This window comes from Nocardia sp. GCM10030253 (assembly GCF_042675075.1).
Lineage (GTDB): Bacteria > Actinomycetota > Actinomycetes > Mycobacteriales > Mycobacteriaceae > Nocardia.
The window spans coordinates 593,095-619,887 of the sequence record NZ_JBHTDL010000012.1 but is presented as its reverse complement, the minus strand read 5'-3'; the positions used below and the strand labels follow the sequence as shown (position 1 = coordinate 619,887).

Sequence of the window (26,793 nt, the reverse complement as noted above, 5' to 3'; positions counted from 1 at the left end):
GCTTGGTCGCGATGGCGATCTCTGGCTTATGCTGTGTGTGTTCTCCGTCTCATGTCTGATCGACTGAACTTCTTCCCTAATCGACTCGTGACTACGCGATACCCGCGGCGAACGATGAGATCGAAGCGCGAGAGGTGGTTGGAGCATGACCGATCTGGAAACCGGTGGGCCGGTGCCCCAGGTTGCCGGAATCGAGCTGGCGACCGTGAGCACGCCGCTGCGGCGGGCCTCGGGCCGGCTGCAGGCGGCGCTGCCCCCGGGCTGGCGCGTCGAGATCGTCGACGCGCCGGGTGCCAGGGGGAGCGTTCACCAGCCTGTCCTGCGGGTGGTCATGCCCAGGGCGTGATTACCCCGTCCAGCCGAGCGGCATGAGCACCGACTTTTGCTCGCAGAAGGAGTCGAGACCTTCGGGGCCGTTCTCCCGGCCGAGGCCGGAGCTCTTGTATCCGCCGAAGGGCGAGCTGGGATCGAACGCATACCAATTGATCGCGTAGGTGCCGGTGCGCACCCGTGCGGCGATCTCGGCGCCGTGCTCGACATCGCTGGTCCACACCGAGCCCGCCAGGCCGTAGACGGAGTCGTTGGCGATGGCGATGGCCTCGTCCTCGGTGTCGTAGGGGATCACCGACAGCACGGGGCCGAAGATTTCCTCCTGGGCGATGGTCGAGGAGTTGTCCACGTCGGCGAAGATCGTCGGCTCGACGAACCAGCCGCGATCCAGGTCGGCGGGGCGGCCGCCGCCGAGCACCAGCCGTGCGCCCTCTTCCTTGCCCTTGGCGATATAGCCCTCGACGCGCTCACGCTGCCGCTCCGAAATCAGTGGGCCGAGTATCACCGTCGGGTCGGTCGGGTCGCCGACCTTCATCGTCTTAACGTGCTCGACCAGTGCCTCGAGGATTTCGTCGTATCGGCTGCGCGGCGCGAGGATGCGGGTCTGCGCGACGCAGCCCTGGCCGCTGTTCATCAGGCCGGAGAAGGCGAGTACCGGGATGTTCGCGGCAACGTCCATGTCGGGCAACAGGATCGCGGCGGATTTGCCGCCGAGCTCCAGTGACACGCTCTTGAGCTGACCGGTCGCAATCGCGCCGATCTTACGGCCGACCGCGGTGCTTCCCGTGAAGGTGACCTTGTCGACGCCGGGGTGCGAGACCAGGTACTCGGCGGCATCCGCCTCGGCGGGCAGTACCGAAAGCACGCCCTCGGGCAGGCCCGCTTCGGTGAAGATATCGGCGATCTTGTTGGCGGTCAGCGGGGTCAGCGGCGCGGGCTTGAGCACCACCGTGCAGCCGGCGAGCAGCGCGGGGGCGAGCTTGTTGGCCGCGAGGAAAAGCGGGACGTTCCATGCGGTGACAGCCGCGACGACGCCACGCGGCTCACGGGAGACCCGGGAGGTGCCGAACACGCCGGTGCGAGTTTCGTTCCAGGGGAAGGACTTTGCCAGTCCGGCGTAGGCATCGAGCGCGGCGACCGCGGGGATCTGGTTGAGCGTCATGGCGATCATCGCCGGTGCGCCCATTTCCGCGGTGAGCGTGGCGAGCAGATCAGCGGATCGCTCCTCGATGAGGCGCGCGGCGCGGCTGAGCACCTGGGCGCGCTCCTCCGGCGGGGTGGCCGGCCATGGGCCGGAGTCGAAGGCGCGGCGTGCGGCGGCAACCGCGGCGTCGACGTCGTCACGAACGACCACCGGGACGCTGCCCACCGTCTCGACCGTGGCGGGCGAGATGACCTGGAGGCGCTCGGTGCCGGCTGGCGCGGTCCATTGGCCGCCGATGAACAAGCTGTCGTAGTGCATGAGAACACGTTACAGTTTTGTGGCCCACTTGTCTGTAACCTGTTCCAGTTTTCTGTTCGGCCGCCGCTCTGAGCAGCGTGAATTCCAACCTGTCGGTTCGCTTTTCAGAGAACGCACTATTGCGTTCTGTTGCTGGAAAGGGGATGCTGTAGCTACTGATCAGCTCGCTCGATTCATAGACCGATATCGCAGTTGGGGAGTCAGAGTCATGGCGGTGCAAGTGATCGGTCGGTCGCTGATGACGAGCGATCAGACCGAGCATCAAGCTAAGAGTGTGGGCGCAGGCGGGTGGGTCGTCTCTTTCCTGCCGGGGCGCACGCTGACAATCGAGCAAGCCACCGCAGCCATGCAGGCAGCAGAGGCCGTGGCAACCGTGGGGATGCTGGCCGACCTACTCGCACTCACCACCCTCGAGACTGTTGGCCTCGCCATTCAGGAATCGCCGTGGGTCGAATCGTCGTACGGATCGTGCGGCAGGCGCAGCTGGCGTCGGGGTTGGCTGGAGCGGCAGCCCTAAGTGCTCTTGGTGGCGACGACCACCAGGTTGCTCACCAAAATCTCGCGCAGCAATGGGATGCGGACCAGCCACCAGGCCCAGCGCGGGTGATACCGCGGGAAAATCGTTCGGACGTCGGCGGAAGTGCTTGCCGCCCAGCGCAATCCGTCCACCGCCGTGACGGCGAACATCGACTCGCCGAATCGGTTCTTCGGTTCCCGCCCGTGCTTGCGCCGATATCGGCGTGCCGCGTACTCCCCGCCCAGGTAGTGCCACGGCCCGGTCTCGTGCCCGCCGAACGGCCCGAGCCACACCGTGTACGAGAGCACGATCAACCCGCCCGGCCGAGTCACCCGCACCATTTCGTCGGCCATGACCCACGGGTGCGGCACATGCTCGGCGACATTCGAGGAGAAGCAGATGTCCACCGCGTCATCTCGAAACGGCAGCGCCATCCCCGACCCGCGGACCGCACCCGGCACCGACAACCCGGCGGCATGCATCTCCGACGGATCCGGCTCCACCGGGATATACCGGGCGCCGGTTCGGATGAACTCGTCGGCGAAATAGCCGGGACCGCCGCCGACATCGAGAATTGTCGCGCCCCGCAACCCGCGCCCGGTGACGTCGGCATAGAAGTCACCGATCATCGCCGCACTGTCGGCGGCCAACTCGCCGTAGAACAGCGCGGGATCGGTCTGCTCGAATCGGAAGCTGCCGAGTAACCGCGTCGACCGCCGCAGCGTGGCCCGCCGCGCGAATCGGGACAGGGCGCGCCCGCCCGGCTTACTTTCAGCTCTCGGCACGGCGGAGAGTCTCGCATAACGCCCGCAACTCACTCCAGCCGCTGTTGCCACCGGATGCGGTAATACGCCATAACGGGACCGGTGGGCAGCTTATGGACGCGCGCGCAGGTTAGGGTGTTGGGCGATATCCGACGTCCCTGATCGGGACATGCCGACCGAGAGAAGCTCCACCGTGCGCGAAGTCCTCCTGCTGTGCTGGCGCGACACCGGGCACCCGCAGGGCGGCGGCAGTGAACGGTATCTGGAGCAGGTCGGCGCCCAGCTCGCCGCGCGCGGCGTCAAGGTCACGCTGCGGACCGCCCGCTACCCGGGGGCGCCCAAGCGGGAAAGCATCGACGGTATCGACATCAGCCGGGCCGGTGGGCGCTACTCCGTGTATCCGCGGGCCTTGGCCGTGATCGCGCTCGGCAGGCTCGGTGTCGGACCCCTGCGCGGGCTGCGGCCCGACGCGGTGATCGATACGCAGAACGGGATCCCGTTCTTCGCGGCCGCCGCGACCAAGGCGCCATCCGTGGTGCTCGTGCATCACGGGCATCGCGAACAGTGGCCGGTCGCCGGTCGCCTGGTCGGCCGGATCGGTTGGTGGATCGAGTCGCGCCTGTCGCCGCGGGCGCACCGTCGCAACCAATACCTGACCGTCTCGCTGCCCTCGGCCGAGGAACTCGCCACGCTCGGGGTCGACCGGTCGCGAATCGCGGTGGTCCGCAACGGCGCGGAGCCGGTTCCGGCGGACGTTCCCACCGGCGCCGCGGCGACGCGCACACCGGACCCGCGCATCGTGGTGCTCTCCCGGCTGGTACCGCACAAGCAGATCGAAGACGCGCTCGCCGTCGTCGCGCGGCTGCGGACCCGCATTCCCGGCCTGCACCTGGACGTGATCGGCGACGGCTGGTGGGCCGACAACCTGAAGACCAGCGCGGGTGATCTCGGCATCGCCGACGCGGTCACCTTCCACGGCCACGTCGACGAACGCCGCAAGCACGAACTACTCGCCCGCGCCTGGGTGCACGTCCTGCCCTCCCGCAAGGAGGGCTGGGGCCTCGCCGTCATCGAAGCCGCCCAGCACGGCGTCCCCACCATCGGCTACCGCAGTTCCCGCGGCCTCACCGACTCCATCGTCGACGGCGTCACCGGCCTGCTGGTCGACGATGTCGCCCAACTCGCCGACTCCGTCGGCGACCTCATCGACGACACGGAAGCTCGCACCGTCATGGGCGAAAAAGCCCGCGCCCGCGCCAACGAATTCTCCTGGGAACAAACAGGAAACGGTGTCTATCAAGTCCTCGCCGCAGCCGCCCGAGGCCAGCACACTTCCGGCCTCATCCCGCCCGGCCCTTGACGATGCCCGGCCGGCGAGGGTATCGCGGCCGAGTGCTAGGCGATGTGCACGTGGTATCGCGCGAACCACGCGTCGAGTTCCAGCAAGTAGCTGACATGCTGCGTTGGTGTCCAGTCTGAGAGATCACCGTCGTGGCGGTCGAGGAATGCCGTCACTGCTGCGGCGTCGACAATGTTGCGCACGGCCGACCCTGGGTCAGTGAGCACCTCTCGTGCGCGTTGCCACAACGCGCGGTGGTAGCTCATTGTGATCGATGCCGGGTATCCGCTCTTGCGGCGCCACGCAATCTCATTCGGCAGGAGGTCCGCGATCGCGGTACGCAGTACACCTTTCTCGATTCCGCCGACCTGTTTCATCGACGGTGGGATGTTCCAGGTGTATTCGACAAGTCGATGGTCGAGATACGGAACCCGCACTTCGACTCCCGCCGCCATCGATGTCCTGTCCGCACGTCTGAGCAGGAATGGCAGATAATAGTCGTTGGTCAGTTTCGCCACCTCGCGTAGCCGTCGATCGTTGGTGGATTCTCCACCGGGCGGCAGCTTTTCGAGGGTTTCCCGGTAACGCGCAGCGCTGTACTCCATTGGCTTTATGTGGTCGACGGCGGTCTTGCTCATCAGATCGACAATCGGCCGGTAGGTGCGATGCCAAGGGAAGTTGTCCTGCGCATAGTCGGCGGGCTGGTGGTACCACCGGTAGCCGTGGAACAGCTCGTCGGCGCCCTCCCCGCTCAGGGCTACCGTGGCGTCACGACGTATCCGGTGAAAAAGCAGGCCGAGGGAAGCGTTGAGGGTGCTGTACGAAGGCAGGTCCATTGCCTCGAGCGTCGCGTCATGAGCGTTGAGCAGATCTTCGGTGCTGACTATCAGCGTATCGTGCTGTGAACCAACATGTTTGGCGATCAACAACGCATAAGCGTTGTCGCGTTCGACATGCAGTGCGGATGCTGAATGCGCGACCACGTCCGCGCCCTCCATGGCATGGTCGATGTCGAATGTGAGCAGGTTATGTGTTGAGTCCGAGATCTCGCGGGCGACGATGGCAGTCATCGCTGCCGAGTCGACTCCTCCGGAGTTCAGGGTGCAGAGCGGGACATCGGCTACGACTTGACCTTTGATGCTGTCGGCCAGCAAATCGCGGATTCGCTCGACGGTGGTGGCGAGGTCGTCTTCGTGGCGTCGCTCTTTCAGTTCCCAGTACCGGTGGATGCTCATGCCGCCGCGGTCGATCAGTGCCGTCGATGCCGGCACGAGCTCGTTGACATTGCGCAGCACGGCGCAGCCCGGTGAGGTCATCGGGACCAGCGCGGTCAGCTCGGCGAGACCATTCGCGTCGACTACCGCGTCGACGGCCGGATGCGCGAGAACCGCTTTGAGCTCCGAACCGAACACCAGGCCATTCGGCAACTGGGCGTAGTAGAGCGGTTTGATGCCGACCCGGTCGCGTGCGAGCAACAGCGACTGTTCGCTGGAGTCCCAGATTGCGAAGGCGAACATACCGTTGAACTCCTCCACACACCTTGGGCCCCACCGTAAGTACGCCTGCAGCACTACTTCGGTGTCGGAGCGGGTTGTGAATTCGTGGCCGAGTGCGGAGAGCTGTCGCCGTAACTCTGCATGGTTGTATATTTCGCCACCGTAAGTCAGTACCAGCGGTGCGCTGTTTCGATAAGCAAGCATGGGCTGCTTGCCGCCGGCCGGGTCGATTACGGCCAATCGAGTGTGCCCCAACGCGACATGAGTGTCTGTCCATACGGCCGAAGCATCGGGTCCACGGGGCTGCAAGGTTCTCGTCATTGCCGAGATTGTGTCGGTGTCCGGCACCCGTGTCGACCAATCAACATAGCCGGCAATTCCACACATTTAGTTGTGTCCCTTCAGCGCATCCGCATGAGGCGGTTCAATCAGCGCGGGCGGCGGTGTGCCCGCCCGTATGCGGTGTCGGGATGACGGCGATGCCTGCGGGATCAGGCTAAGCTGTTGCCGCGACTGGGAAGCGTGCTGAAAATCGCAGATGGACATGTGACGGCTTTATGCCGAAGCCATATTTGCCCGGTCGTGCCGCGCTCGGGCGATTGATTTCGTGAATGCGCCTGTGGGATAAACGATTACAAGACATTGGGCGACTCGGAGAATTCGGTCTGCATCGCCGCCTTTTTCGTATCGCCGCAAGTGCATATCGCTCTGCGGTTGCGGACCGCAGATCCGGCTACCGGTCCTTCTGGGGCAGAGGTGACGGGGCGGCGATCAGGAGGCCGCCGAGGAGTAGGGCGGCCCAAATGAGGTGGGCGCCTGCGGAGATGGCGCGACGGCGTGCGGTGTGGGATTCGTTTGCTCGGTCGGCGACGCCGGGAACTCGGTACAGAGCGAACTGAGTGTCGCTATATGTCGGATGCAGCTGGGCAAGAGTAGTTTTCGAATCGCCGAGCGGGCCCGGTGTTGTGCGCTCTACGAAGACCCAGCCAACGCCCAGCTCCGCCAGTTCCGTTGCCGACCCTCCGCGCAGCAGCAGGCTTTCCACCTCCCGCGCGCGGGCACCCTCACCGGCGACCGTCCGGCCGTGCACCGGAAGTTCGCCGGTTTGCAAGACATCACGAGGCAGCATTCGTGGCGCCGGATCCAAGACCGGCGCCCGACCGCTGTACGGGAACTTCCGGAACATCCCACCCGGCAGCACCGCCACGTCGCCGGGCCCATCGATACGCTGAGCGACCTGCTGCCACCCGATCGGGTAGTGCACCGGCCGCACCGCGCCGCCCACACCCCACGCGAGATCGAACAGCGGCAGCATCAGTAGTGCGATGAACACTGTTGCGGTCACCGACATTACGGCCGCAGTTACCTTGTTGTTCGATGTGAACCGCAGGGCGACAGCATGGCATCCGGCTGCGGCGCACAGCGCGTAGGCGGGCATCGCGAGCGCCACGTATTTCTGGGTGTCGCGGAGTAGGCCTGCGCCAGGTACCGAGATGACGAGCCACTCCAGCACATCCTTGCCCCACGGGGTCGCACCCAGCGCAGGTAGCGCGATGGCAATGACGGCCAAGACCAGCAGCCGCCGTCGAGTCTGCAGGCCAGCGCGTTCGACCTCGGCTCCGGTGCCGATGAACTGGGTGCCCGCAGCGGTGGTCCTGGTGGCGACGGCGCGGACGCCTGTTGCGACAAGCGCGAGTAGGAGACCGGTTCCGACTACGGCGAGCAGGGTGGTGCGGGAGTCGGGGACGGCATCGGAATTCCAGATGCCGCCGAGCCCGGCCAGGCTGCCCAGGGTGCCGAGGCCGGGTTCGGCACGGGCGGCGAATGCGGCGATCCCGGCTGGGTCGGAGGGTTCGGAACCGACATCGGACAATGCGGTTGCCGTCAACCACGGCGCGGACGCGGCCAGCAGGAGCATCAGCGTCCCCAGGATGTTCCGGCGACCGACCAATATCAGTGCGGTGCACCCGGCCAGTAGTGCACCGGTTGGCGTGAGCCCCGCAGCGGCGAAGCTCGCGGCCAACGCCGCCCATCGGCCCGCTGTGCCGAGCCGCGCGCTCACGGCACCCGAAGAGGTCCAGCCGACGACATCGGCCACCCGGCGGGGATCGCCTTGCCTACTGGGATTGTCGGGGTGGCTGGGATTGTCGGGGTGGCTGGGATTGTCGGGGCGACCGGGATCGCTGTGACGGTGGGGATCGCCCTGGTGCTGGGGATCGCGCTCGGGTCGAGGGTCGGTGGGGTGGCGATCGGCGCGGCGGTGGGGTCCGCGTGGTCGGCGCAGATTGGTGGCTGCTCGTATTCGGTAGGCGGCCAACGCGGTCCAGGGGAGGGCGGCATATCCGGCCAGCAGGCTCCAATGGCCTTGCAGCAGGCGCTCGGCTACGTAGGGGTTCCATAATGCGACTGTGGTGGCTACCAGTTGCGGCCCAGTTGTCAGCCGCAGCAGTTCGCGGGCCAGCATCGCCGCGCCGTATCCAGCTGCCCACAGCGCAACCAGCAGGATCGCTTTGACGACCAGTCCGCCATCGATGACCGGTGACAGCACCGCGATGAGCGCGTCCTGTGGTACTGCCCTCGGGGCGGCGTCGCCGAGACCTAGGGCGGAATCGGTCAGGTAGGAGCGCGGCGTGCTCACAGCATCGCGCAGGAGCAAGTACCCGGAGCCGAGCAGCGGACCGGCGATCAGCAGCGCCAATATCGCGCTGTAGCCGACAGGGACGATCGCCGCCCACCGGTCGCGCCGAGCCTGCCCGTCACTCACGCCTGTCGACCCTACGTTCCTATCGCAGAGTTGGGCGTTGCCGGGGGCAACTGGCCGCGAACCTCGCCGAGGGGCTTGCCTGTCTATGGACAAGCGACGAGCAGGGCCGTGCATAGGGAGCAGCGTGACTGGCAGTGCAGCGCCTCGTTCACGCTGGAAGGTGTTCTCGGTCTACCAACCCCAGCGCACGCTGCCCAGTTTTGGCTGCACCCCGTGGTTTTGTCGGGGGCAGTGCTGGGCGCGTCGGGTGCCGTACCCGGCTTGGTCTTCCGCGGCTTTTGCAGGCAGGCACACGGCTTCCAGCGTGAGGACTGGCTGTGGTTGCGCCTCGGGCGGTAGAGAAATCGTCCTGACACCCCTTCTTGTAGCTGTGCTCGGTCTATGAATTCGAGGGTGTGCACCCCAGTTTTGGTTGCAGCCCGGTGGTTTTGCCGGGGGCAGTGCTGGGCGCGTCGGGTGCCGTACCCGACTTGGTCTTCCGCAGCTTTGCAGGCAGGCACACAGCTTCCAGCGTGAAGACTGGCTGTGGTTGCGTTCTCCAGCGGTAAAGAAATCCGTCCTCACACCCCGTGTCGTAGCTGCACACCCCCCGTACAGCGTCCTCACACCCCGTGTTGTGACTGCACACCCCGTATACGGGGTGTGCAGCTGTGACGCGGGGTGTTCGGACGACAGGTTGGTCTTCGACCCCTACAGCTCTGGCTTACTCCGATGAGTTCCAGCGGGGCACCTCAGGCAGGCAAGCTCGGTTTACTGAACCCAGGGCGCGCACCCCAGTTTTGGTTGCCCCCGTGGTTTTGCCGGGGGCAGTGCTGGGCACGTCGTGTGCCGTACCCGACCTGGTCTTCCGCAGCTCTTCGAGGCAGGCACACAGCTTCCAGCGTGAAGACTGGCTGTGGCTGTGGCTGCGTCTCGAGCGGTAGAGAAATCCGTCCTCACACCCCGTGTGGTAGCTGTGCTCGGTCTATGAATCCGAGGGTGTGCACCCCAGTTTTGGTTGCAGCCCGGTGGTTTTGCCGGGGGCAGTGCTGGGCGCGTCGGGTGCCGTACCCGACTTGGTCTTCCGCGGCTTTTGCAGGCAGGCACACAGCTTCCAGCGTGAGGACTGGCTGTGGTTGCGTCTCGAGCGGTAGAGAAATCAGTCCTCACACCCCGTGTTGTAACCGCACACCCCGTATACCGGGTGTGCGGTTGTGGCGCGGGGTGTTCGGTTGGCTGATGGGTTGGCGGGGGGAGGACTGGCTGTGGTTGCGTTCTCGGGCGGTCGAGAGATCGGTCCTCACACCCCGTGTTGTAACCGCACACCCCGTATACGGGGTGTGCGGCTGGGACAAGAGGTGTTCGGTTGCGCTACTCGGTTTTTTGCGGTCGGTTAGGCCGCGTCAAGGGTCGACGGCTTCGGAGGTTTCGGTCAGAGCTGGTTGCTTCGGGGAGTTCTGGGCAGCTACGTGCTGGGCCGCTCGTAAGGAGCGGTGTTGGGTACTGGTCGTTTGCCGTCGCTTGTGGTCATGTCGGCGGGGCATCGCAGCGAATGGTTGGTGGGTGCGATGTTGTGGGTGGCTGGGTTGTTTGGTCTGGATGAGCTGGTCGGTCCGATTGGTATGGCGTGTGGGTGCGGCGGCGTGATGTGGGCTGGGAGGGGGTGTTGGGGTGAATGGATATGGTGTTGGACCCAGGCGCGGGCGGTCAGGTGGGGGCATCGGCCGATCTCGACGCGTTCGTCTGTCTCGGGGCGGGAACCGAAGGAGTAGATGGCGGGGCGGGGCGGGGGGATGGCTGGTGAGGTGGGATTATGGCTGCGTGCCTGATGTTCGTCGTCTTCCCGTGGTGGCGGATCTGACGTTGGTGACGGCGGGGGCGATGACCGCGAATGTGGCGGGGTATCTGCTGCAGTTGCTGGCGGGGCGGTGGCTGGGGGTTACCGGGTACAGCGAGTTCGCGAGTCTGCTCGCGGTGCAGTTGTTGTGTGCGGTGCCCGCGCTGGCGTTGCAGAACGTGGTGGCGCGGGAGTTGGTGCGGGGCGTCGGCGTTACCGCGCTGCGGGGGCTGCAGTGGCGGTGTGCGGTGATTGTCGCGGTGGTCGCGGCGGTGCTGGTGCCCTTGGTGACGGTGGCACTGAATGTTGGAATCGCGGCGTCGGCCGCCGCGCTCGGGGCGGCGCCTGCCTTGGTGGTGCTGTCCGGCGAACAAGGAATCCTGCAGGGCGGCAGACGGTTTCGGGCGTTGGCGGTTGTTCTCGGTACGGCGGGGGTGGCGCGGGTTACGCCTGCGCTCGCGGTGCTCGGGATGGGTGGCGGCGCGGCTGCCGCCTTGTGCGCGGCGGCGATCGGGATCGCCGTGGCCGCGGTTTTCGCGCGGTGCGTGGCCGGGTCACCGCTCGTGCGGTTGCGCAGTCACCACGATGTCGACCGCGATGCCGCCGCCGACGGCGCGAATTTCGTCGGCGTGCTTCCGGTTCTGCGGGCCGCACAGGCACAGGCGGCATTGATGGCGCTGTCGTCGGCGGATCTGATCGTCGCGCGGATCGTCTTGGGCGAGGAGGACGCGAGCCGGTACGCGCTCGGCGCTATTGCCGCGAAGATCGCGTTCTGGCTGCCGCAGGCGGTCGGCGTTGTGCTATATCCGCGGATGGCGCAGCCGACGCATTCGGCGCGTGCGATCAGGGACGCGCTCGCGGTGTTGTCCGGTATCGGCGTCGTCGCGGTGTGCGGCGCGGCGGTCGCGGCCCCGCTTGCCCCATTGTTCGCTGGGCAGGACTATGCGCCGATCGAGGGTCTGCTGTGGGTTTTCGCGCTGCAGGGCGCCATCCTCGCGGTGCTGCAAGGCGCGCTGTTGTCGGCGATCGCGGTTGACCGCACCGCTCTCGCCGCGGTGACCTGGGTGGGTCTCGCGGTCGAGGTGACGCTCATGCTGTCGCTGGCTCGCTCTGTACCGTCGCTGATCACCACCGCGGTATCCGTCGCGGCCGCGACTACTGTCGTGGTCGCGGTCGTCGTGCTGCGCACCGCCGACCACTCGGGACGGGCCGAGCCGCAGCACCTCGCTGGTTGAGCCGTAGGCGTGCCGCACTGCGCCGCCTCGAGCTCGACCCGACGCAACTGTCCCGCCACATAGCGTCCGATCGACGCTGCGTTCACCTACGATCGCCCCATGATCACCGCTGTGCACACCCTGGTCCATGCGGAAGATCCGGACGCGGCACGCGCGTTCTTCCGCGACGTTCTGCGCTGGCCGAATGTGGATGCCCATGATGGCTGGCTCATCTTCGGGACCGGGCCGAGCGAGCTCGGGGTGCATCCGGCCGATGGTCCACCGAGGCACGAGATTTCGCTCATGTGCGACGACCTGGACCACACTATTGCCGAATTGTCAGAGCGCGGAGTGCGATTCGAGGGCGATGTCGCGGAGCGGGGCTTCGGGCGTTGCATCGACATGCGGATTCCCGGAGCCGGGACGATGCTGCTCTATCAACCTCGGCATCCGGTTGCCTACCCCTTGGGCTCGCCGCTGCCCTGAATCCGAAACGAACTCGGCCCCCCGGTGGAATACCGGGGGGCCGAGTTCGAAGATGCTCGCTGTCAGCTACTTCCGCTGTCAGGGGCGCTTGTTGATATTGATCTGCTCGGTAGGTGCATCGTCGCCGCCGCGACGCGCGCCAGCACCGGTCGGTGCTGCACCGCCGCCACGCTGAGCCGGGCCGCCGCGCGGGGCGGTGGCGGGGCTCGAGCTGCCGCGGATGCCGAGGATCACGCCGACGATCAGGGCGATCGCACCGAGGATGCCGAGGATGATCGGCATGATGCGGCCGAACAGCGACAGCTTGTCGATGTTCTCCTTGGCAACGGAGATCTGCGACTCGACGGTGTTCTCGTCGAAGACGATGTTGCCCTTCAGTGCGGTGACTTCAGGCTTGTCGCCGCTGCGCGCGTAGTACAGGTGGAGCTGCTCGGCACCCTTGATCACGGTGCCGGTCTCCGGCTCGACCCACACATCGCGGGTGTTGGTGTACCACCGGGTCATGGTGACCGGCGCTTCACCGCCCTCGACGCCCCACTTGGCCGCCGGCAGGCTCAGCCTGTTGGTCGGTGACTGCACCACATCCCACATGTTCGTCACCGGGACGCGCTGCTGGAAGTGGTAGACCTTCATGCTGTTGATCTCGGTTTCTTCGACGAAGTTGATGTCGAAGGTCTTGCGCGCATTGATGTCGAAGTACGGGTAGGTCTTCTGCTCGGTACCGATCGGGAATCGGTACTGCAGACCGGTGTGCTGAACCGGGTCCGCGATGCTCTCGCCGTCCTTGTTGACCGCGACCGCGATGGAGCCGTTGGGCTCCTTGTCGACCGGCATGCCGGTCTTGCGGTCGATGGTGACCCGGTCGACCGTCGCGGTGAGCAGCCCGGTGTCGGCCTGCCTATCGATGCGACGCAGCGTCTGACCGGCCTGAATGGTCATCTCCGTGGCATCGGACGGCTCTTCGACTGTGAGAAACCGCTGCGAAACGAGCGGCACATTGGAGTCGACCTTTGCCGAGCCCTCCGGCGCTGTAAGCGACTTGGAGTCGAGTACAAGACTTTCCGAGCCAGGTTGGCTGGTCGCGATAGTCGTGATCTCGAGGTCGAGCGGAGTCTTCGCCAGTTTACTGACGGTGTACGTCGGGATCATCACCGCTGCGACAATCAGCAACGCGCCGAGACCCACGAGCAGGCAGGCCACCGTCCTTCTGGTTCCGGCACTCAGTGCCATGCAAACTCTCCTCGTCGTAGAACACCGGTCATTCCGGCGAGTACTGCGGGCGCGCCACGGCACTCGTGAGCCCCGACACTAACAGTCCGATGTCGTACCATGCGGTGCCGAGGCCGGAATCGACCAAGAAATCGCCTGAGTCTAGCGCGAAGTGTGAAACATGGGGTTCTCACCTGATTGAGTGGACAAGGCAGACTGGAACCTGATGACCACCACCATGCCCGCGCCGACCGCCGCCATCGCGACGGCCGCGCCCACCCGAACGCGTGGCTTCGTGCACGCGCTCGAAGGCATGCGCGGCATGGCGGCGTTGGGAGTCATCGTCACCCATGTCGCCTTCCAGACCGGCACCGCGGGAACGCCGGTACTCGGCCGGATCTTGGAACGCTTCGATATGGCGGTCGCGGTGTTCTTCGCGCTCTCCGGTTTTCTGCTGTGGCGTCCGCATGCCACGGCGGCGCGCGGTCTCGGCGACGCACCCTCCGTCGGCTACTACCTGCGACATCGCGCCGCGCGGATCCTGCCCGCGTACTGGGTGGTGGTGTGCGCGGCATTGGTGCTTCTGCCGAGTGCGGCCAGCACCGCGGGCCTGCGGGTGTGGGTATCGAACCTCGGCTTGCTGCAGGTGTTCGTGCCGCTGACGCTCACCGACGGACTCACCCAGATGTGGAGTCTGTCGGTGGAGGTCGCCTTCTATCTCGTGCTGCCGTTGCTGGCGTTCGCGATGGTCCGATTGCGCGGCGCCGCCGCCCGCTGGCGCGTGCCCGCGATCGCCGGTTTGGCGGTGGTGACGTTGAGTTGGAACTTCATTCCGGTACCGACTCCCGACGCGATTCACTCCGACAACTGGCTGCCCGCGTACCTGCCGTGGTTCGCGGCGGGCATGCTGCTCGCCGAACTCGCCGATAATACGAATTCGCTATCACTCTGGCGTCGGATCGCGGGCAATCAACCGGTGATGTGGGCTGTCGCCCTCACCGCTTTTCTGTTCTCCGCCACCGATCTCGGCGGCCCCGCCGGCCTGACCCACGCCGAGCCCTGGCAGTACGCGGCGAAAATGGCCCTCGGCGCCATCATCGGCTTCGGCCTGCTCGCACCGCTGGTGCTGCGCCCGCCGACCGCACGGCCGCACCGCTGGCTGGAATCCCGCCCCGCCGCGACCATCGGCCGCTGGTCCTACGGGATCTTCCTCTGGCATCTCGTCATGCTTTCGATTGTCTTTCCTGTTTTCGGAATCCTCCCCTTCCGCGGCAATTTCGCCTACGTCCTCGTCCTCACCGTCGCCCTCACCCTGCCCGTCGCCGCGGCGAGCTACGCCCTGGTCGAAGAACCGGTCCGCCGTTTCGCCCGTAGTCGGGATCGGGCCCGAGCAGCGGCTGATGCGGACAACCCTGGGGCCGGGGGCAATGCAGCCGAAGCCAGCGCGGCCGACGACACGGCTGGAGCCGACAGCGTGGTTGGAGCCGACAGCGTGGTTGGAGCCGACAGCGTGGCTGAAGCCGATAACGTGGTTGGAGCCGACAGCGTGGTTGGAGCCGACAGCGTGGCTGGAGCCGACAGCGTGGCTGGAGCCGACAGCGTGGCTGAAGCCGATAACGCGGTTGGAGCCGACAATGCGGTTGGAGCCGACAGCGTGGTTGGAGCCGACAGTGCGGTTGGAGCCGACAGTGCGGTTGGAGCCGACAGCGTGGTTGGAGCCGACAGCGTGGTTGGAGCCGACAGCGTGGTTGGAGCCGACAGTGCGGCTGAAGCCGATAACGCGGCCGATGCCGAGCGCAAACCGGCGTCTCAGTTCTCGAGTTGACGGCGCATGTCGAGCAGATGGTGGCGTAGTTCGTGCAGCGTGTGCATGGCGACCCAGCGCAATGAACGTTCCTGTGGCTCCGGGAAGAGGTAGATGATCGTGCGATCCCAGTCGTCGGTTGGCAGCCGGTCGAGCACGTTGGCGAACAGCAGCGCCGCGTCGGCGAGTTGGCGGGCCACGTCCGACGGTTGCTGATCGGCGTAGCCCTCGTGCTCGACGCGCTCGTCTCTGCCCATGTTCTGTGCCGTCGGCGTGTCCTCTCGGCGCGTGAGAAGCACCCGTTCGCGTTGTGCGAGAAGGACATCTCGCATGTGGCAGGCGTATTCCAGCGGTGACCACACCTCGGGCGCCGATCGTCGCCTGAGCTCCTCGCAGTCGGCGCGCAGCAAGGCGGCGTACTCCGCGGCATGGCCACGAGCCAGTTCCGGCACCTCGCAGGCCATGGTGAGGTCGTACACGAAGCCGCATTCCGCACAGTCGGTCACGCTGTCGAAATTAGCAACTGCTTACGTCATCCGCCCGAAGCACAAACGGGCGCAGGGACTGATGAGGTAGCCCGGGCCCGGCCCCGCCCGGCCCGATCCGGATCGGATCGGTCCGGATCGGCCCCGGCATGGTAGGGGGCCGTGCACCTCCCGAGCACCTCACGCGAGGTGCAATCGCGTGAGGGTGGGAAAGTTCCGCTGGTCTTATCGGTTTGCCCTGGGTTGACCACTCTTGCGTGGCGCAAGGGCGGCGACCCCCACTGCGATCACGGCGATCAGCGCGGGCAGCTGTACCCACAGTGAGCCGCCCATGTAGCCACCGGGTGCTCGCCACGGTCCGGTGGATAGTGCGGCAGCAGCGATGATGGTGCCCAGACCCGCCACGGGCGCAAGATATTTCGACACCACGCGGGGAGCGAAATGGACGCCTGCAAGGGCGGCGATGGTCAATACCGTTCCGACAGGTCCCGCGATCACGGTGGTGGCGGCGGTCAGCCCGACTGCCCCGAGGATGCGGTTTCTCCAGGTAACGGGACTGGCGTCGGAGGTGGGCCTGTCCTCGATGCGTGGAGTGCGGTCAGCCGAGGGGTCGCTGACGTCGATATCCGAGTCTGTGCGGTCGGTCGCGGAGTCGGTGGAGTCGATATCCGAGTCTGTGCGGTCGGCCGTGGAGTCGGTGGAGTCGGAGTGGTCTGCTGCGCTGGACGTGCCGAGGCATACATCGGAATCTGGCTGTGTACCAGAGGCTTTCGACCTCCGGCGCTTGCGCCATGGGATCGGGATCGCGAGGGCGGCGAGCGGAATCAGGAGCAGGAGCCCGCCGAAGATCCCGAGGCGATACCAGCGGTCTGCGGGGAATTCGATCGTGACCGGGCCCTTGGCGTCTGGAGGGAGAAGCCAGGCCTGCTGCCAGCCGTCGACGACTATGGGGTCGAGGACGCGTCCGTCCGCTGTCGTTGCCCGCCAGCCGACGTTGTTGCTCAGCGGCAGTACCAGTAGACGAGTACCGGGCATCGACGCTTCTCGACGTTGTGGGTCGGGCAGCGTATCGGTGTCGGTTTGCTGGGGGGTGGGCGGCTGCGGTGGGGTGCCGGTTTCGGTCTGCGAGGGGGTTTGGGCGTCGGGCGTTGCGGCGTTGGCGAGGTCCGTCCGGTCCAGCCGTAGTCGGTCGACGTAGAAGAGTTCGGTGGGCGCGACGGTTATGTCCGCTCGGCCGGGTGCGACCGCGATGTCCGAGGACTCGGAATCGAGCTGGGGTACTTCGGAATTCGCGCACACCTTGGCGGGAATCGGTGCGCCGGAGCGTAGTTCGTCGGCGGTAGCGGTGAGGGTGGTGTGGACGACGTGTCCGCCGAGGGCGATCGTGGGACCTTCCGCGCACGCGATGGTGAGCTGCCGATCGGGGGCGGCGGGTGCGGGGTAGTCCGGTCCGAGCACCGCGACCTCCGCGAGACCGGGTGGCTGGGTGACGGCGAAGCCGAGGGCCGTGCGGTCGAGCACCTGCTTCCAAGTCCGCACACTGAGTTCGATCCGGTCGGTGACGCTGGGGTGCAGCGAGATTCGGACAGGTGCGCCCGGCTCCTCCTGCTCGACCGCACGCACCTGCGGCCCGTCGCCCAGGTTCACCACCACCGAAGTGGGTGCGGCGGGCAGTCCACCCAGCGAGGGGGTCAGTTCCAGCCCGGTAACGAGGGCGGGCTCCGGCAGCTCGATCGTCAGGGTCGGCTTGCCTGCTGCCAGGTTGCGGACCGCGTCCTCCGATGCGGTCCAGCTGGTGCGCGGGTCACCGTCGGTGGCGGCGAATGCGGAGCCCCGCAGGTCGCCGACATCGGCTCGGCCGCGAGCCACCGGCCGCGTGTGGTCGGTGAGCAGTGCCTCCAGTGCGGGACCCTGCCGAGTGCGGACGGTCAGTTGCGGGGTGAGTGTCATGGGTTCGGGGACTGACAGCGTGCGTTCGAAGGTGCCGGGTTCCTCCGGGGCAAGGGCGAGCCCCTTGCTGCACCGCACCCGATCCGGCGCGTCGAAACAGGCGCTGCGGCCAGGGAATTCCTGCCCCAGGTCCCAGGCCTCGACCCGCGCGCCTGGCGGTGTCGCCGGTAGCACGGTCCGATGCCGGATATCGACACGCACTGGTTTGTCACGGACCGTGTAGTCGTCCAGGGTGAGTTCGCTGATGCCGAATTGTCCGCCCCACGTGCCGGTTTCGGTGCGGATAGCGGTGATGGTCAGCCAACTGGTCGGCCCGGCGGGCAGTGAGATAGACACCGGCGCACCGGGTTCGGGTATCCGAGCCGAGACGCTGCCGTTTGCGGTGCGCACCTCCACCCACTTCACCGTGTCGCCGATCGCGGCCGTACTGGTGGACAGGCGCAGCAGCCCGGAGCTGATCGGCTGGTCGAGGTCGAGTCGAAGCCATTGCCCCAGTGCGCGTTCGGTGCCATTGCTGATCCACGCCGTCGACGGATCGCCGTCGACCGCCGCCGCGGTGGAACTGCCCGGCGCGGCGCCGCCGAGCTGGGTGGCGTCGGCTGCCGAGCTGGAAGCGGTGATCGTTGCGCCCGACCATTCGCCACGCACCAACTCCGCGCCGGGTACCGGATAGTCGGGTACCAGATTGTGGGTGCGACGGGCGTCCTCGGGGGCGCGCAGCGCGGAATTGTGGTTGTCGACCCGGCCGAAATCAGCTTCCCGATCCATGGGAGTGTCCGTGACGGTCAACGGGCCGATCGGCAGCCCGGCCTTAGTCGCGTCGGATGCGAGAAGCGCGGGCGTATCGGCCTTTCCGCTATCGCGGCGCAGCCGTTCCAGCACCTCGGGCCCGCCCTGGACAACCGGCACCGCCTCCAACGGCACGGTGTAGGCGCCGGGAAACGATCGCGGTGCACCTGACCCGCCGCGGACCTCCGCGGGCGTTCCCGGTGGCCGCACGTCGACCCGGTAGATCTCGATCGCCGGATACGCGGGCCGCAGGTCGCCGTCCGCGACCAGGTCCTCGGCGATGACGGCCGCCTCGATGGAGTCGCCGAACTCGGCGACCTTCGTCAGCCCCGGCGAGCCGTCGAGCGCTTGGTGCGCCAGCATCGGCCGGGTCGAGCGTGAGGTCTCCGGGTCGAGATCGTTGCGCAGCACCAGGATTCCGATGCCCTGATCGGCCAGTGTCGCGGCCAGTCCGGTCGAGGGCCTGCCGTCGGCGATCAGTCGCTGCACCGAATCCATCGCGCGGATAGTGCCCGGCGGATTCAGCGGCACCGAATCCCGCACCGCCCACGGCGTGCTCGCGAGCGCCTGCAGTGGTTCGTCGCGGGTCAGTCCCCAGACCTGGCTACCGAACGGCGCGCCCGGCACGACAAGCGCGCGGGTATCGGAGGCGTTGTGCGCCAACCAGTCCGCGGTCTGCTGCCAATACGCGGGGACGTGGTCGTAGGAGCCGCGCGGCGCCAATTTCCCGGTCCATGCCAGCGAGGTGGACAGCGCCAACGCGGTGAGGATCAACGCGGCGACCGCCACCAGCCGATCGCGCTCGGGATGCTCGAAGGCGCTGCGCCACACCGGCATCGGCACCGAGGCCGGTAACGGCACCCTGGCAAGCAGGTGCGCGAGGCCGAGCACCAAGGGGAGCCGGATCAAAGGCTCCAACTTGTGCACATTGCGCAGCGGCGCGCCGCCGGAATCCAGGAAGGTCCGCACCGACTCCGCGAACGGGCCACTCAGCTCGCCCGCGTAACCGGCGCAGATCCCGACCAGGCCGACGAGCAGGATGAGCGCGAGCCGCCCCCGATACGGCATCGACCGCATCGCCAGCCCCGCCATCCCCGCAGCCGCGAGCAGTCCGGTGGCAAGCACGGCCGCGGGCTGAGTGACCAGCACCGCGCCCGCGATACGTTCCGGTGACACGAACGGCGTCCAGCTGTCGGTGCCGCGCAGTACCTCGCCGAGGGACGCCCACTGCGTGGTCACCCCGGAGGATTCGATGTAGTCGAGGAATGGCGGACTCACCTTGCCGAGCAGCAGTAGCGGCACCGCCCACCAGAACGTAGCGAGCATCAGCAGTGGAATCCACGCTCTGGTGAACCGCCACCAGTCCCCATCCGGCCGATCGGACGCCGGTCGCGCGCGGCCGAACGGAGCCCGCCCAGAGCCTTGCGCTTGGCTGAGAGGGGATGACGCAGGTGCAGATGGCGCGCTTTCGGACGCAGCGCGTCCAGAGCGCCGCTCCGGGTTGAACGCAGGAGAGGCCGCCGCCCACCACAACAGGGCGGGCAGGAATGCGGCGACGGTCGCCACCGCATTGACCGAACCCATCAGTGCGAGTGCGAGCGCGCTGCCCGCAGGAGAGGCCGCGCCGCGCCGCCGTCGGTATGCGGTGCCGAGTGCGGCGGGGCCGAGCAATACCCACGGTGCGAGCATCATCGGCAGCGTCTCCGAGGAGATCGAGCCGAGTGTGGTCAGTACTCGTGGCGACAGCGCGAATGCGACCGCCGCGACAATGCGAGATCCGCGGCTGCCGATGCCGAGCATCTCGCAGAGCCGGATGATGCCCCAGAACCCGGCGAGCAGCAGCAGCGCCCACCAGATCCGTTGTGTCACCCAGGCGGGCAGACCGAGTACATGCCCGGCGGAGAAGAACGCGCCGTGCGGAAAGAAGTACCCGTACGCCTGGTTCTGCACCTGACCCATCGGGGCCTGGCTGCTCCACAGATGAGCGGCGCGTTCGAGGAAACCCAGCGGATTCTGGGCCAGGTCGTACTTGGTGTCGGCGACCGTGCGGCCGGGCGCCTGCAGAAAAGTCAGCAGGAACGCCGCGACCACGGTCCCGGCGAACCACCGTCTACCGAGTGGGGCGGCACTGATCTCCATCTGAGCCGCGCCGCGACTACGAAAGTGCGACTGGCCGTGCGGCCCGCCGCGACCCGAGCCGCGCGGCCCGCCGCCATCGCGGCTCGTCGCCGCTGCGGAGGAACCGAGCGAGTCGGCGGATGAAGCGGAGGTCAGCGGCTGCCGTACTCAACGTTGTTGAGCAGCGAGGAGTCGGAATCACCGCTGCGGTCGATGTCCGGCCGCGAGTTCTGCTGCACAGCCACGGTGATGATCAACACCGCGATCGCGCCCAGCACGGCGCCGGCGACCGCACTCGCAACACCAGGGACAGCAAACTTCATCGCGGTACTCCAAATCATCGATGCAGGCACATTCTGGGTCAACCTAGCAGTAAGACCGCGCTCCGCGTGCGCTCAGCCCGCCGATTGCCCATATCGACAGCCGATCCCACCGAGATTCGCCGAGTGGGCCGCCTTCGAATGAGCCCATTTCCCGTGCAGGTATCACCGTGTTGGCCGCCTCGACTTTGTCTCGTCTGGTCTGGGCGCGACGTGACGTGTAGGTCGCGATGCCTATCGCACTGGTGTCGGGCGCGGTCGGGAAATGCGGCCGATGATGCGGGATCGCGCTTCGTTGCCTCACCCGTTGCGCCCGGTCGTCGTGGTTCGTGGACCTGCCGGTAGTGCGAGATCGCGCCAGGCCGCCGATGACAGCGAGCTACCTGCGCTGGAACCGGCTCAGCGTTCGGGGATCGCGCAGTGCAGGCTGCCGAGCAGGGTGCGGAGTTTGGCGGTGGTCTCGTCGAGTTCGGCGTGCGGATCGGAGGCGGCGACGATGCCACCGCCCGCGAAGGCACGCACCGAGCGGCCGTCGGCCGACAGTTCCGCGCAACGGATCGCGACCACCCATTCGCCGTCGCCGTTGCTGTCGCACCAGCCCACCGCGCCGCCGTAGAAGCCACGGTCCTCTTCCAGGTGGGTGATCGTGTCGAGCGCCAGGTCGGTCGGCGTCCCGCAGACCGCGGGCGTGGGGTGCAGCAGCAGCGCCAGGTCGAGCGCGGTCGTCGCGGAATCGCGGAGTCGACCGGTGATCGGCGTCGCGAGGTGCCAGACCTCGTGGGTGTTGATCAGCTCCGGTCCGTCGGGGATGCTCAGCTCCGCGCAGACGGGGGTGAGGATCTCCCGGATCCATTCGACGACGAAGGCGTGTTCGTCGCGATTCTTGGTGCTGGCCAACAGTTCTCGTGCTTGCGCCGCGTCCGCCTCCGGATCGGCGACCCGAGGCAGAGTTCCCGCGAGCGGGCGCAGTGTGACGGTGTTGCCGTGCCGCGCGACCAGCACTTCCGGCGTCGCGCCGACCAATGTCACGCCTGCTCGTCCCGCGGGCGTCAGATCGACCGCGAACACATTGGCGTGCGGGTGCCTGGTGAGCAGATGTCCGGCGACGAGCTCCGGATCGAGCACGCTATCTGCCTCGGCGAGTACCGATCTGGCGGCGACGACCTTGCGTAGCCGCTGCCCCGGATCCTGCAACTGCTCGACCAGCTTCGTCACCCGCGCGACATGCTCTGCCGGACTGGGTATCTCGGTAACCGCCGACACCGCGGGCAGTTCGGGGAGCGCGGCGGGCCGCCATGGTCCCGCAGTGTGCCGCGCCCGTTCGGGCACGCTCAGCGCGGTGGGCCGGCGCGGATCGAACGGCAACGCACCGACGACCAACTCCGCGGTTCCGTCGCGCAACGCCGCCACTGCCCGCGGCGCCTCGTCGAACGCCATCCGACTACCGGACGCACGAACAACTCCACCTGGCTGAGCGAGCAGAAAACCGTCCATGATCCCTCGACCCTAACCCCGCCACCCCGCACCGCACGCCCATCAGCGACCCAAATCTCACCCCTCGACTCCCGTCGGCCGTGCGGCGCGTGGACGCGGCAAAGGTCCACCGCCATGTGCCACTCGTCGAGCTATCGGCGGGGTTCCTTGCCTGGAGGCACCATGAGGACGGGGCGGTGGCAGTGCTTGAGGACGGCGTCGGCGACGCTGCTGTGCAGCAGGGCACGGATGCCGGTGGCGCCGCGGGTGCCTGCGACGATGATGTCGACGTCGAGATCGTCGGCGCATTCGACGATGGCGTTCCATATCGTTGTCGTGCACTCGGCGGTGCGCGCCTCGGCATTCAGACCGGCGAGTTTCGCCAGCCGGACACCCTCGGTATTGACGTTGCGGGCATCGACATAGGCGATGTCCTCGATCTCCTCGTCGGGCGCCCACTCCGGTTGCATCACTCCGGACAGGCCGGACAAGCGGGCGGCTTGGCGCACCATCGGCTCCCATGCGGTCAGCACCACGGCCCGGTTCGCGGAAAGGAACCGTCCGGCGTATTCGATGGCCCGCTTGGCATTCTCGGAACCGTCGTAAGCAATCAGCATCAGATCGCAGGGCACGATGACCTCCTGCTGGGAGTCACATGGCTACGAACTCAGGTTACTCCGGGCGAGCCGACCCCGTAGGTGTCGGCGCGCGCGGATAATCGGGCGCAAAGAGCGGATGAGCAGCGGAAACCAGACTGTGCGGGAGCGCCGATGGACGAAGCGATCGAATCAGTGTTCTTCGCCGAGCTCGAGGTCGACCCGCGAGCGCTGTTGTTCTTCGAATGGCGGCAACGACTCGAATCGGGCTATGCCGTGGGTGCATTCGAGTCCGAGGTCCGAGCGCTCGCGACAACCGAACGAGCCGACCCTGCCGAATGCCTGGCCTTGTTCGACCAACTGGAACGCGCACCACGCGATGTCGCGTGGGACTACGTCGAACCCGATCCGCCTGGCCCGCCCGCGCCGCTGCCGCAAACGGCCGGCTCCGGCGATTCGGATATGGCGAGTGCCGCGCGGTTTCTGTCCGACGCCGATCTCTTCGACCGCATCCATGGGGGTTGGCTGGGGCGGTGTGTGGGTTGCACGCTCGGCAAGCCGCTGGAGGACGGGTTCGTCTGGACGATCGAGCGCATCCGCGCCTATCTCGAGCGAGCACACGCGTATCCGCTGGCCGATTATGTGCCCGCATTGCTGCCACCGTCGCGCGCGTATCCGCTGAATCCGACCTGGACCGAGTCGGCCCGTGGCCGCATCGACGGCTGCCCGCGCGATGACGACGTCGACTACACGGTGCTCGGCCTGCATCTGCTGGAAAAGTGCGGAACGAATTTCACCACCGCCGATGTGGCCACCGCGTGGCTCGAGCACCTGCCGTTCCGGCAGACCTACACCGCCGAACGGGTCGCGTACCGCAATTTGGTCGACGGTCTGCAGCCACGGCACACGGCCCGATACCGAAACCCGTACCGCGAGTGGATCGGTGCGATGATCCGTGCCGACATCTACGGCTATGTCGATCCGGGCAACCCGCAGCGCGCCGCCGAACTCGCGGCCAGGGACGCGAGCCTTTCGCACACGACCAATGGTGTGTACGCGGCGATGTGGGCGGCGAGCCTGGTCGCCGCGGCATTCACTGCCGACGGCCCGCGTGCGGCCCTCGCCACCGCGCAGCAGTGCGTACCCGAGCGCTCTCGGTTGCGGGTCGCGGTCGCCGAGGTGATCGCCGACCACGAAGGTGGCCTGTCGTGGGAGGCAGCGGTAGCCGGCGTCCATAGCCGCCACAACCGGTACAACTGGATCCACGCCATCCCCAACGCCTGTCTGGTCACCGCTGGCTTACTCTGGGGCGCAGGCGATTTCACCCGCACTATCGGCTTGACCGTGCAAAGCGGTTGCGACACAGACTCGAACGGTGCCACCGCAGGCTCGGTCGCCGGAATCCTTTGTGGCGCCAACGCAATTCCCGCTCACTGGACCGAACCTCTACACGACCGTCTACATACGGCCGTCTTCGGCTACGACGGCAGCAAAATCTCCGACCTGGCCCACAGAACCCAAGCGTTGGCCAACCGCAACACATAGGCGGTGCCCTCGCCCGCGCTAGTCCAGCTCGAGATTGTCGGCGGACTCCGTCCGGCCGCGCCCGTTACGCGGTGTCCTCGGCTGCGCTCGTCCAGGCGCGAGATTGTCGACGGATTGTGTCCGGCCGCGCCCTTCGCACCTAGCACCCGAGCGCATCCGGGTCGGCCGCGCGCACTACCGTTGGCAACCATGCGGAAGACGCCTCTCGTCGTGCTCGCTGTCCTCGCCGCCGTTGCGACCTCGTGTTCCAACGGCGACACCAACACCGCTGCGACATCTCGGGCCCAGACGCCCGACGCATCGCAGGCATCGGGGTCTGCCGTGCCGCCCACCGCGGCACAGCGGGATTGTGGTGCGGAGTATCTCGCGCAATTCACGCCCCGGCAGAAGCTGGCGCAAATGTTGACCGTGGGAGTCACCGGCGCCGCCGATGCGGAGAACGTGGTACGTACCGAGCAGGTGGGCGGCATCTTCGTCGGCGGTTGGACCGAGCGGGCGCTGTTGGCCGACGGTCAGATCGGCCAGGTCACGGCCGCCGCCAAAGTCCCGCTGATGGTGACCATCGACGAAGAGGGCGGCCGCGTCTCGCGAGTCAAGGACCTGATCGGCGTCGCGCCGTCGGCCAGGGCCACCGCGCAGACCATGACATCCGAGCAGTTCCACGACGCCACGCTGACCAGGGGTAAAGCACTGAAGGACCTCGGTGTGACGGTGGATTTCGCCCCCGACGTCGACGTCAGCAGCCAGCCGGACGATTCCGTCATCGGCGACCGGTCGTTCTCCGATGATCCCGCGGTGGTGACCCGATACGCGGACGCCTACATCCGCGCCATGCATGAGGTCGGTGTCGGCACGGTGATGAAGCATTTCCCCGGCCATGGTTCGGGCTCCGGTGACTCGCACACCGGCGCGGTCCGTACCCCGCCGCTGGACCAGCTCCAGTCCGTCGATCTGGCACCGTTCCGCGACCTGATCGATTCCGGCGCCGCCGTCATGGTCGGCCACCTCGATGTGCCGGGGCTGACAACGCCTGGCGTGCCCGCGAGCATCAGTCCTCAGGCCATGTCCCTGCTGCGGGACGGCAGCGGATACGGTGCGGCACCGTTCCAGGGCGTCATCTTCACCGATGACTTGGGCGGCATGGCCGCCATCACCAGCCGCATGAGCATCGAGGAGGCGGTGGAAGCCGCGCTCGTCGCCGGCGCCGACAACGCCCTGTGGATAACCACCGACGCTGTGCCGCAAGTGCTCGATCGCCTCGAACAGGCGGTGGCGAGCGGCCGTCTCCCCGCTGCCGGCGTCGACGCTTCCGTGCTGCGTATCGCCCGCTACAAGGGTGCGTTGACCTGCTGATCAGCGGCCTCAGCGCTGTCGTCGCTCGCCGCCGTCCAGGCGCGTTCGGAGCTCTGGTCACGGCGTGCTGCGGTTTCCCGGACTCGATCCTGGATCGTGCCGGTGCCAACAGCGATGTACAGAGTCAAGTGACGGGACGCACCGCTTCCGGCATGATCACCGGGCCGACCAACTCCGGGTCGGTGGATCGCCCTGCTGTTGTGACAAATCACCACTTCTAATCGGGCGACTGGTGAGCAAATCCAACCCACGGAACTTACCTTGGAGTAATATAGGACCTTCACCATGTGGTAGGAGAGTGGATGGCTGGCGGAACGAAGCGACTTCCTCGGGCGGTTCGTGAGCAGCAAATGCTCGATGCCGCAGTCGAGGTCTTCTCGCGCAAGGGGTTCCACGACACCTCGATGGATGCGATCGCCGCCGAGGCGAAGATCTCCAAGCCGATGCTCTATCTCTATTACGGCTCCAAGGACGAATTGTTCCGCGCTTGCATCCAGCGTGAGGGACTGCGGTTCATCGAATCGGTTGCGCCTGCGGGCAACCCGCAGCTCTCCCCGCACGAGCAGGTCCGCACCGCCCTAGAGGGTTTCCTCGGTTTCGTCGACAGCAACCGCCGCTCCTGGCAGGTGCTCTACCGGCAGGCGATCGGGCAGCAAGCCTTCGCCTCGGAGATCGAGAACGCCCGCGAACGCGTCATAGAGCTGACCGCCAAACTCCTCGAGTCCAGCGCCAAACACTCCGAGCCAGGCACCAACTTCGACGTCGTCGCCGTCGCCGTGATCGGCGCGGGCGAGGCGATCGCCGACCGAGTAGCCAGCGGCCGCATCGAGGTCTCCGAAGCCGTAGACCTCCTTGACGACCTGGCCTGGCGCGGCCTAGCCGGCCGCAAAAAAACCGAGTAGCCCAACGGGCACGCCAAACCACCGAGCGCAGTGAAATGGCCCCCCAAACGGCCCTCCACAG

18 protein-coding genes and 1 pseudogene are annotated in these 26,793 nt (G+C 66.8%); 9 read left to right on the top strand and 10 right to left on the bottom strand.

The window, feature by feature from the left end; genetic code table 11:
• Positions 1 to 145 precede the first annotated feature (145 nt).
• Positions 146 to 346, top strand: coding sequence for a hypothetical protein (locus ACFQZZ_RS29150; RefSeq protein WP_378687056.1), 201 nt, complete (start codon positions 146 to 148; stop codon positions 344 to 346).
• Here ACFQZZ_RS29150 and ACFQZZ_RS29145 read toward each other — a convergent pair whose 3' ends face one another.
• A complete protein-coding gene (locus ACFQZZ_RS29145) occupies positions 347 to 1,792 on the bottom strand; it encodes an aldehyde dehydrogenase (RefSeq protein WP_378687055.1) in 1,446 nt (481 codons plus the stop codon).
• Between the two features lie 208 nt (positions 1,793 to 2,000).
• Here ACFQZZ_RS29145 and ACFQZZ_RS29140 point away from each other — a divergent pair, with 208 nt between their 5' ends.
• Positions 2,001 to 2,309, top strand: coding sequence for a hypothetical protein (locus ACFQZZ_RS29140; RefSeq protein WP_378687053.1), 309 nt, complete (start codon positions 2,001 to 2,003; stop codon positions 2,307 to 2,309).
• Here ACFQZZ_RS29140 and ACFQZZ_RS29135 read toward each other — a convergent pair.
• Entirely contained in the window at positions 2,306 to 3,094 is a 789-nt protein-coding gene (locus ACFQZZ_RS29135) for a class I SAM-dependent methyltransferase (protein ID WP_378687051.1), read from the bottom strand. The genes ACFQZZ_RS29140 and ACFQZZ_RS29135 overlap by 4 nt on opposite strands.
• Positions 3,095 to 3,266: 172 nt before the next feature.
• On the opposite strand from ACFQZZ_RS29135, the gene ACFQZZ_RS29130 reads away from it, so the two are divergent.
• Complete coding sequence (locus ACFQZZ_RS29130) at positions 3,267 to 4,433, top strand: glycosyltransferase family 4 protein (RefSeq protein ID WP_378687049.1); 1,167 nt, start codon at positions 3,267 to 3,269, stop codon at positions 4,431 to 4,433.
• Between the two features lie 35 nt (positions 4,434 to 4,468).
• On the opposite strand, the gene asnB is transcribed toward ACFQZZ_RS29130, so the two are convergent.
• Positions 4,469 to 6,295: an asparagine synthase (glutamine-hydrolyzing) gene (asnB, locus tag ACFQZZ_RS29125; RefSeq protein ID WP_378687048.1), complete on the bottom strand. Its 1,827-nt coding sequence runs from the start codon at positions 6,293 to 6,295 to the stop codon at positions 4,469 to 4,471.
• Between the two features lie 346 nt (positions 6,296 to 6,641).
• Complete coding sequence (locus tag ACFQZZ_RS29120; protein WP_378687047.1) at positions 6,642 to 8,672, bottom strand: hypothetical protein; 2,031 nt, start codon at positions 8,670 to 8,672, stop codon at positions 6,642 to 6,644.
• A gap of 1,860 nt (positions 8,673 to 10,532) precedes the next feature.
• Here ACFQZZ_RS29120 and ACFQZZ_RS29115 point away from each other — a divergent pair.
• Together ACFQZZ_RS29115 and ACFQZZ_RS29110 are read left to right on the top strand one after the other, a co-directional pair.
• A complete protein-coding gene (locus ACFQZZ_RS29115) occupies positions 10,533 to 11,723 on the top strand; it encodes a polysaccharide biosynthesis protein (protein WP_378687179.1) in 1,191 nt (396 codons plus the stop codon).
• Positions 11,724 to 11,822: 99 nt separating this feature from the next.
• Positions 11,823 to 12,188, top strand: a complete 366-nt coding sequence (locus ACFQZZ_RS29110; protein WP_378687045.1) for a VOC family protein — start codon at positions 11,823 to 11,825, stop codon at positions 12,186 to 12,188.
• 78 nt (positions 12,189 to 12,266) lie between these two features.
• Here the strand turns inward: ACFQZZ_RS29110 and ACFQZZ_RS29105 are convergent, their stop codons facing one another.
• On the bottom strand, positions 12,267 to 13,418 hold the full coding sequence (locus ACFQZZ_RS29105) for a DUF3068 domain-containing protein (protein WP_378687043.1): 1,152 nt from the start codon (positions 13,416 to 13,418) through the stop codon (positions 12,267 to 12,269).
• Positions 13,419 to 13,623: 205 nt separating this feature from the next.
• On the opposite strand from ACFQZZ_RS29105, the pseudogene ACFQZZ_RS29100 reads away from it, so the two are divergent.
• Positions 13,624 to 14,805, top strand: a pseudogene (locus tag ACFQZZ_RS29100) (acyltransferase family protein); the annotation flags it as partial.
• Between the two features lie 401 nt (positions 14,806 to 15,206).
• Here ACFQZZ_RS29100 and ACFQZZ_RS29095 read toward each other — a convergent pair.
• The 5 genes from ACFQZZ_RS29095 to ACFQZZ_RS29075 all read right to left on the bottom strand — a co-directional run bounded on the left by ACFQZZ_RS29095 (position 15,207) and on the right by ACFQZZ_RS29075 (position 22,968).
• Positions 15,207 to 15,665, bottom strand: coding sequence for a DinB family protein (locus ACFQZZ_RS29095; RefSeq protein WP_378687177.1), 459 nt, complete (start codon positions 15,663 to 15,665; stop codon positions 15,207 to 15,209).
• A 246-nt stretch (positions 15,666 to 15,911) separates the two neighbouring features.
• Entirely contained in the window at positions 15,912 to 20,564 is a 4,653-nt protein-coding gene (locus tag ACFQZZ_RS29090) for an alpha-(1->3)-arabinofuranosyltransferase (protein WP_378687041.1), read from the bottom strand.
• Positions 20,565 to 20,695: 131 nt separating this feature from the next.
• Positions 20,696 to 20,866: a DUF2613 domain-containing protein gene (locus tag ACFQZZ_RS29085; RefSeq protein ID WP_378687039.1), complete on the bottom strand. Its 171-nt coding sequence runs from the start codon at positions 20,864 to 20,866 to the stop codon at positions 20,696 to 20,698.
• Between the two features lie 396 nt (positions 20,867 to 21,262).
• Positions 21,263 to 22,357: an isochorismate synthase MenF gene (locus tag ACFQZZ_RS29080; protein WP_378687037.1), complete on the bottom strand. Its 1,095-nt coding sequence runs from the start codon at positions 22,355 to 22,357 to the stop codon at positions 21,263 to 21,265.
• Between the two features lie 131 nt (positions 22,358 to 22,488).
• Positions 22,489 to 22,968 (bottom strand): universal stress protein, encoded by a 480-nt coding sequence (locus ACFQZZ_RS29075; RefSeq protein WP_378687035.1) that lies wholly within the window; start codon positions 22,966 to 22,968, stop codon positions 22,489 to 22,491.
• Between the two features lie 138 nt (positions 22,969 to 23,106).
• On the opposite strand from ACFQZZ_RS29075, the gene ACFQZZ_RS29070 reads away from it, so the two are divergent.
• From ACFQZZ_RS29070 to ACFQZZ_RS29060, 3 genes are all read left to right on the top strand, one after another.
• Positions 23,107 to 24,477, top strand: coding sequence for an ADP-ribosylglycohydrolase family protein (locus tag ACFQZZ_RS29070; protein WP_378687032.1), 1,371 nt, complete (start codon positions 23,107 to 23,109; stop codon positions 24,475 to 24,477).
• Between the two features lie 189 nt (positions 24,478 to 24,666).
• Positions 24,667 to 25,830 (top strand): glycoside hydrolase family 3 N-terminal domain-containing protein, encoded by a 1,164-nt coding sequence (locus ACFQZZ_RS29065; RefSeq protein WP_378687031.1) that lies wholly within the window; start codon positions 24,667 to 24,669, stop codon positions 25,828 to 25,830.
• Between the two features lie 302 nt (positions 25,831 to 26,132).
• On the top strand, positions 26,133 to 26,732 hold the full coding sequence (locus ACFQZZ_RS29060; RefSeq protein ID WP_378687029.1) for a TetR/AcrR family transcriptional regulator: 600 nt from the start codon (positions 26,133 to 26,135) through the stop codon (positions 26,730 to 26,732).
• The last annotated feature ends 61 nt before the right edge of the window (positions 26,733 to 26,793 follow it).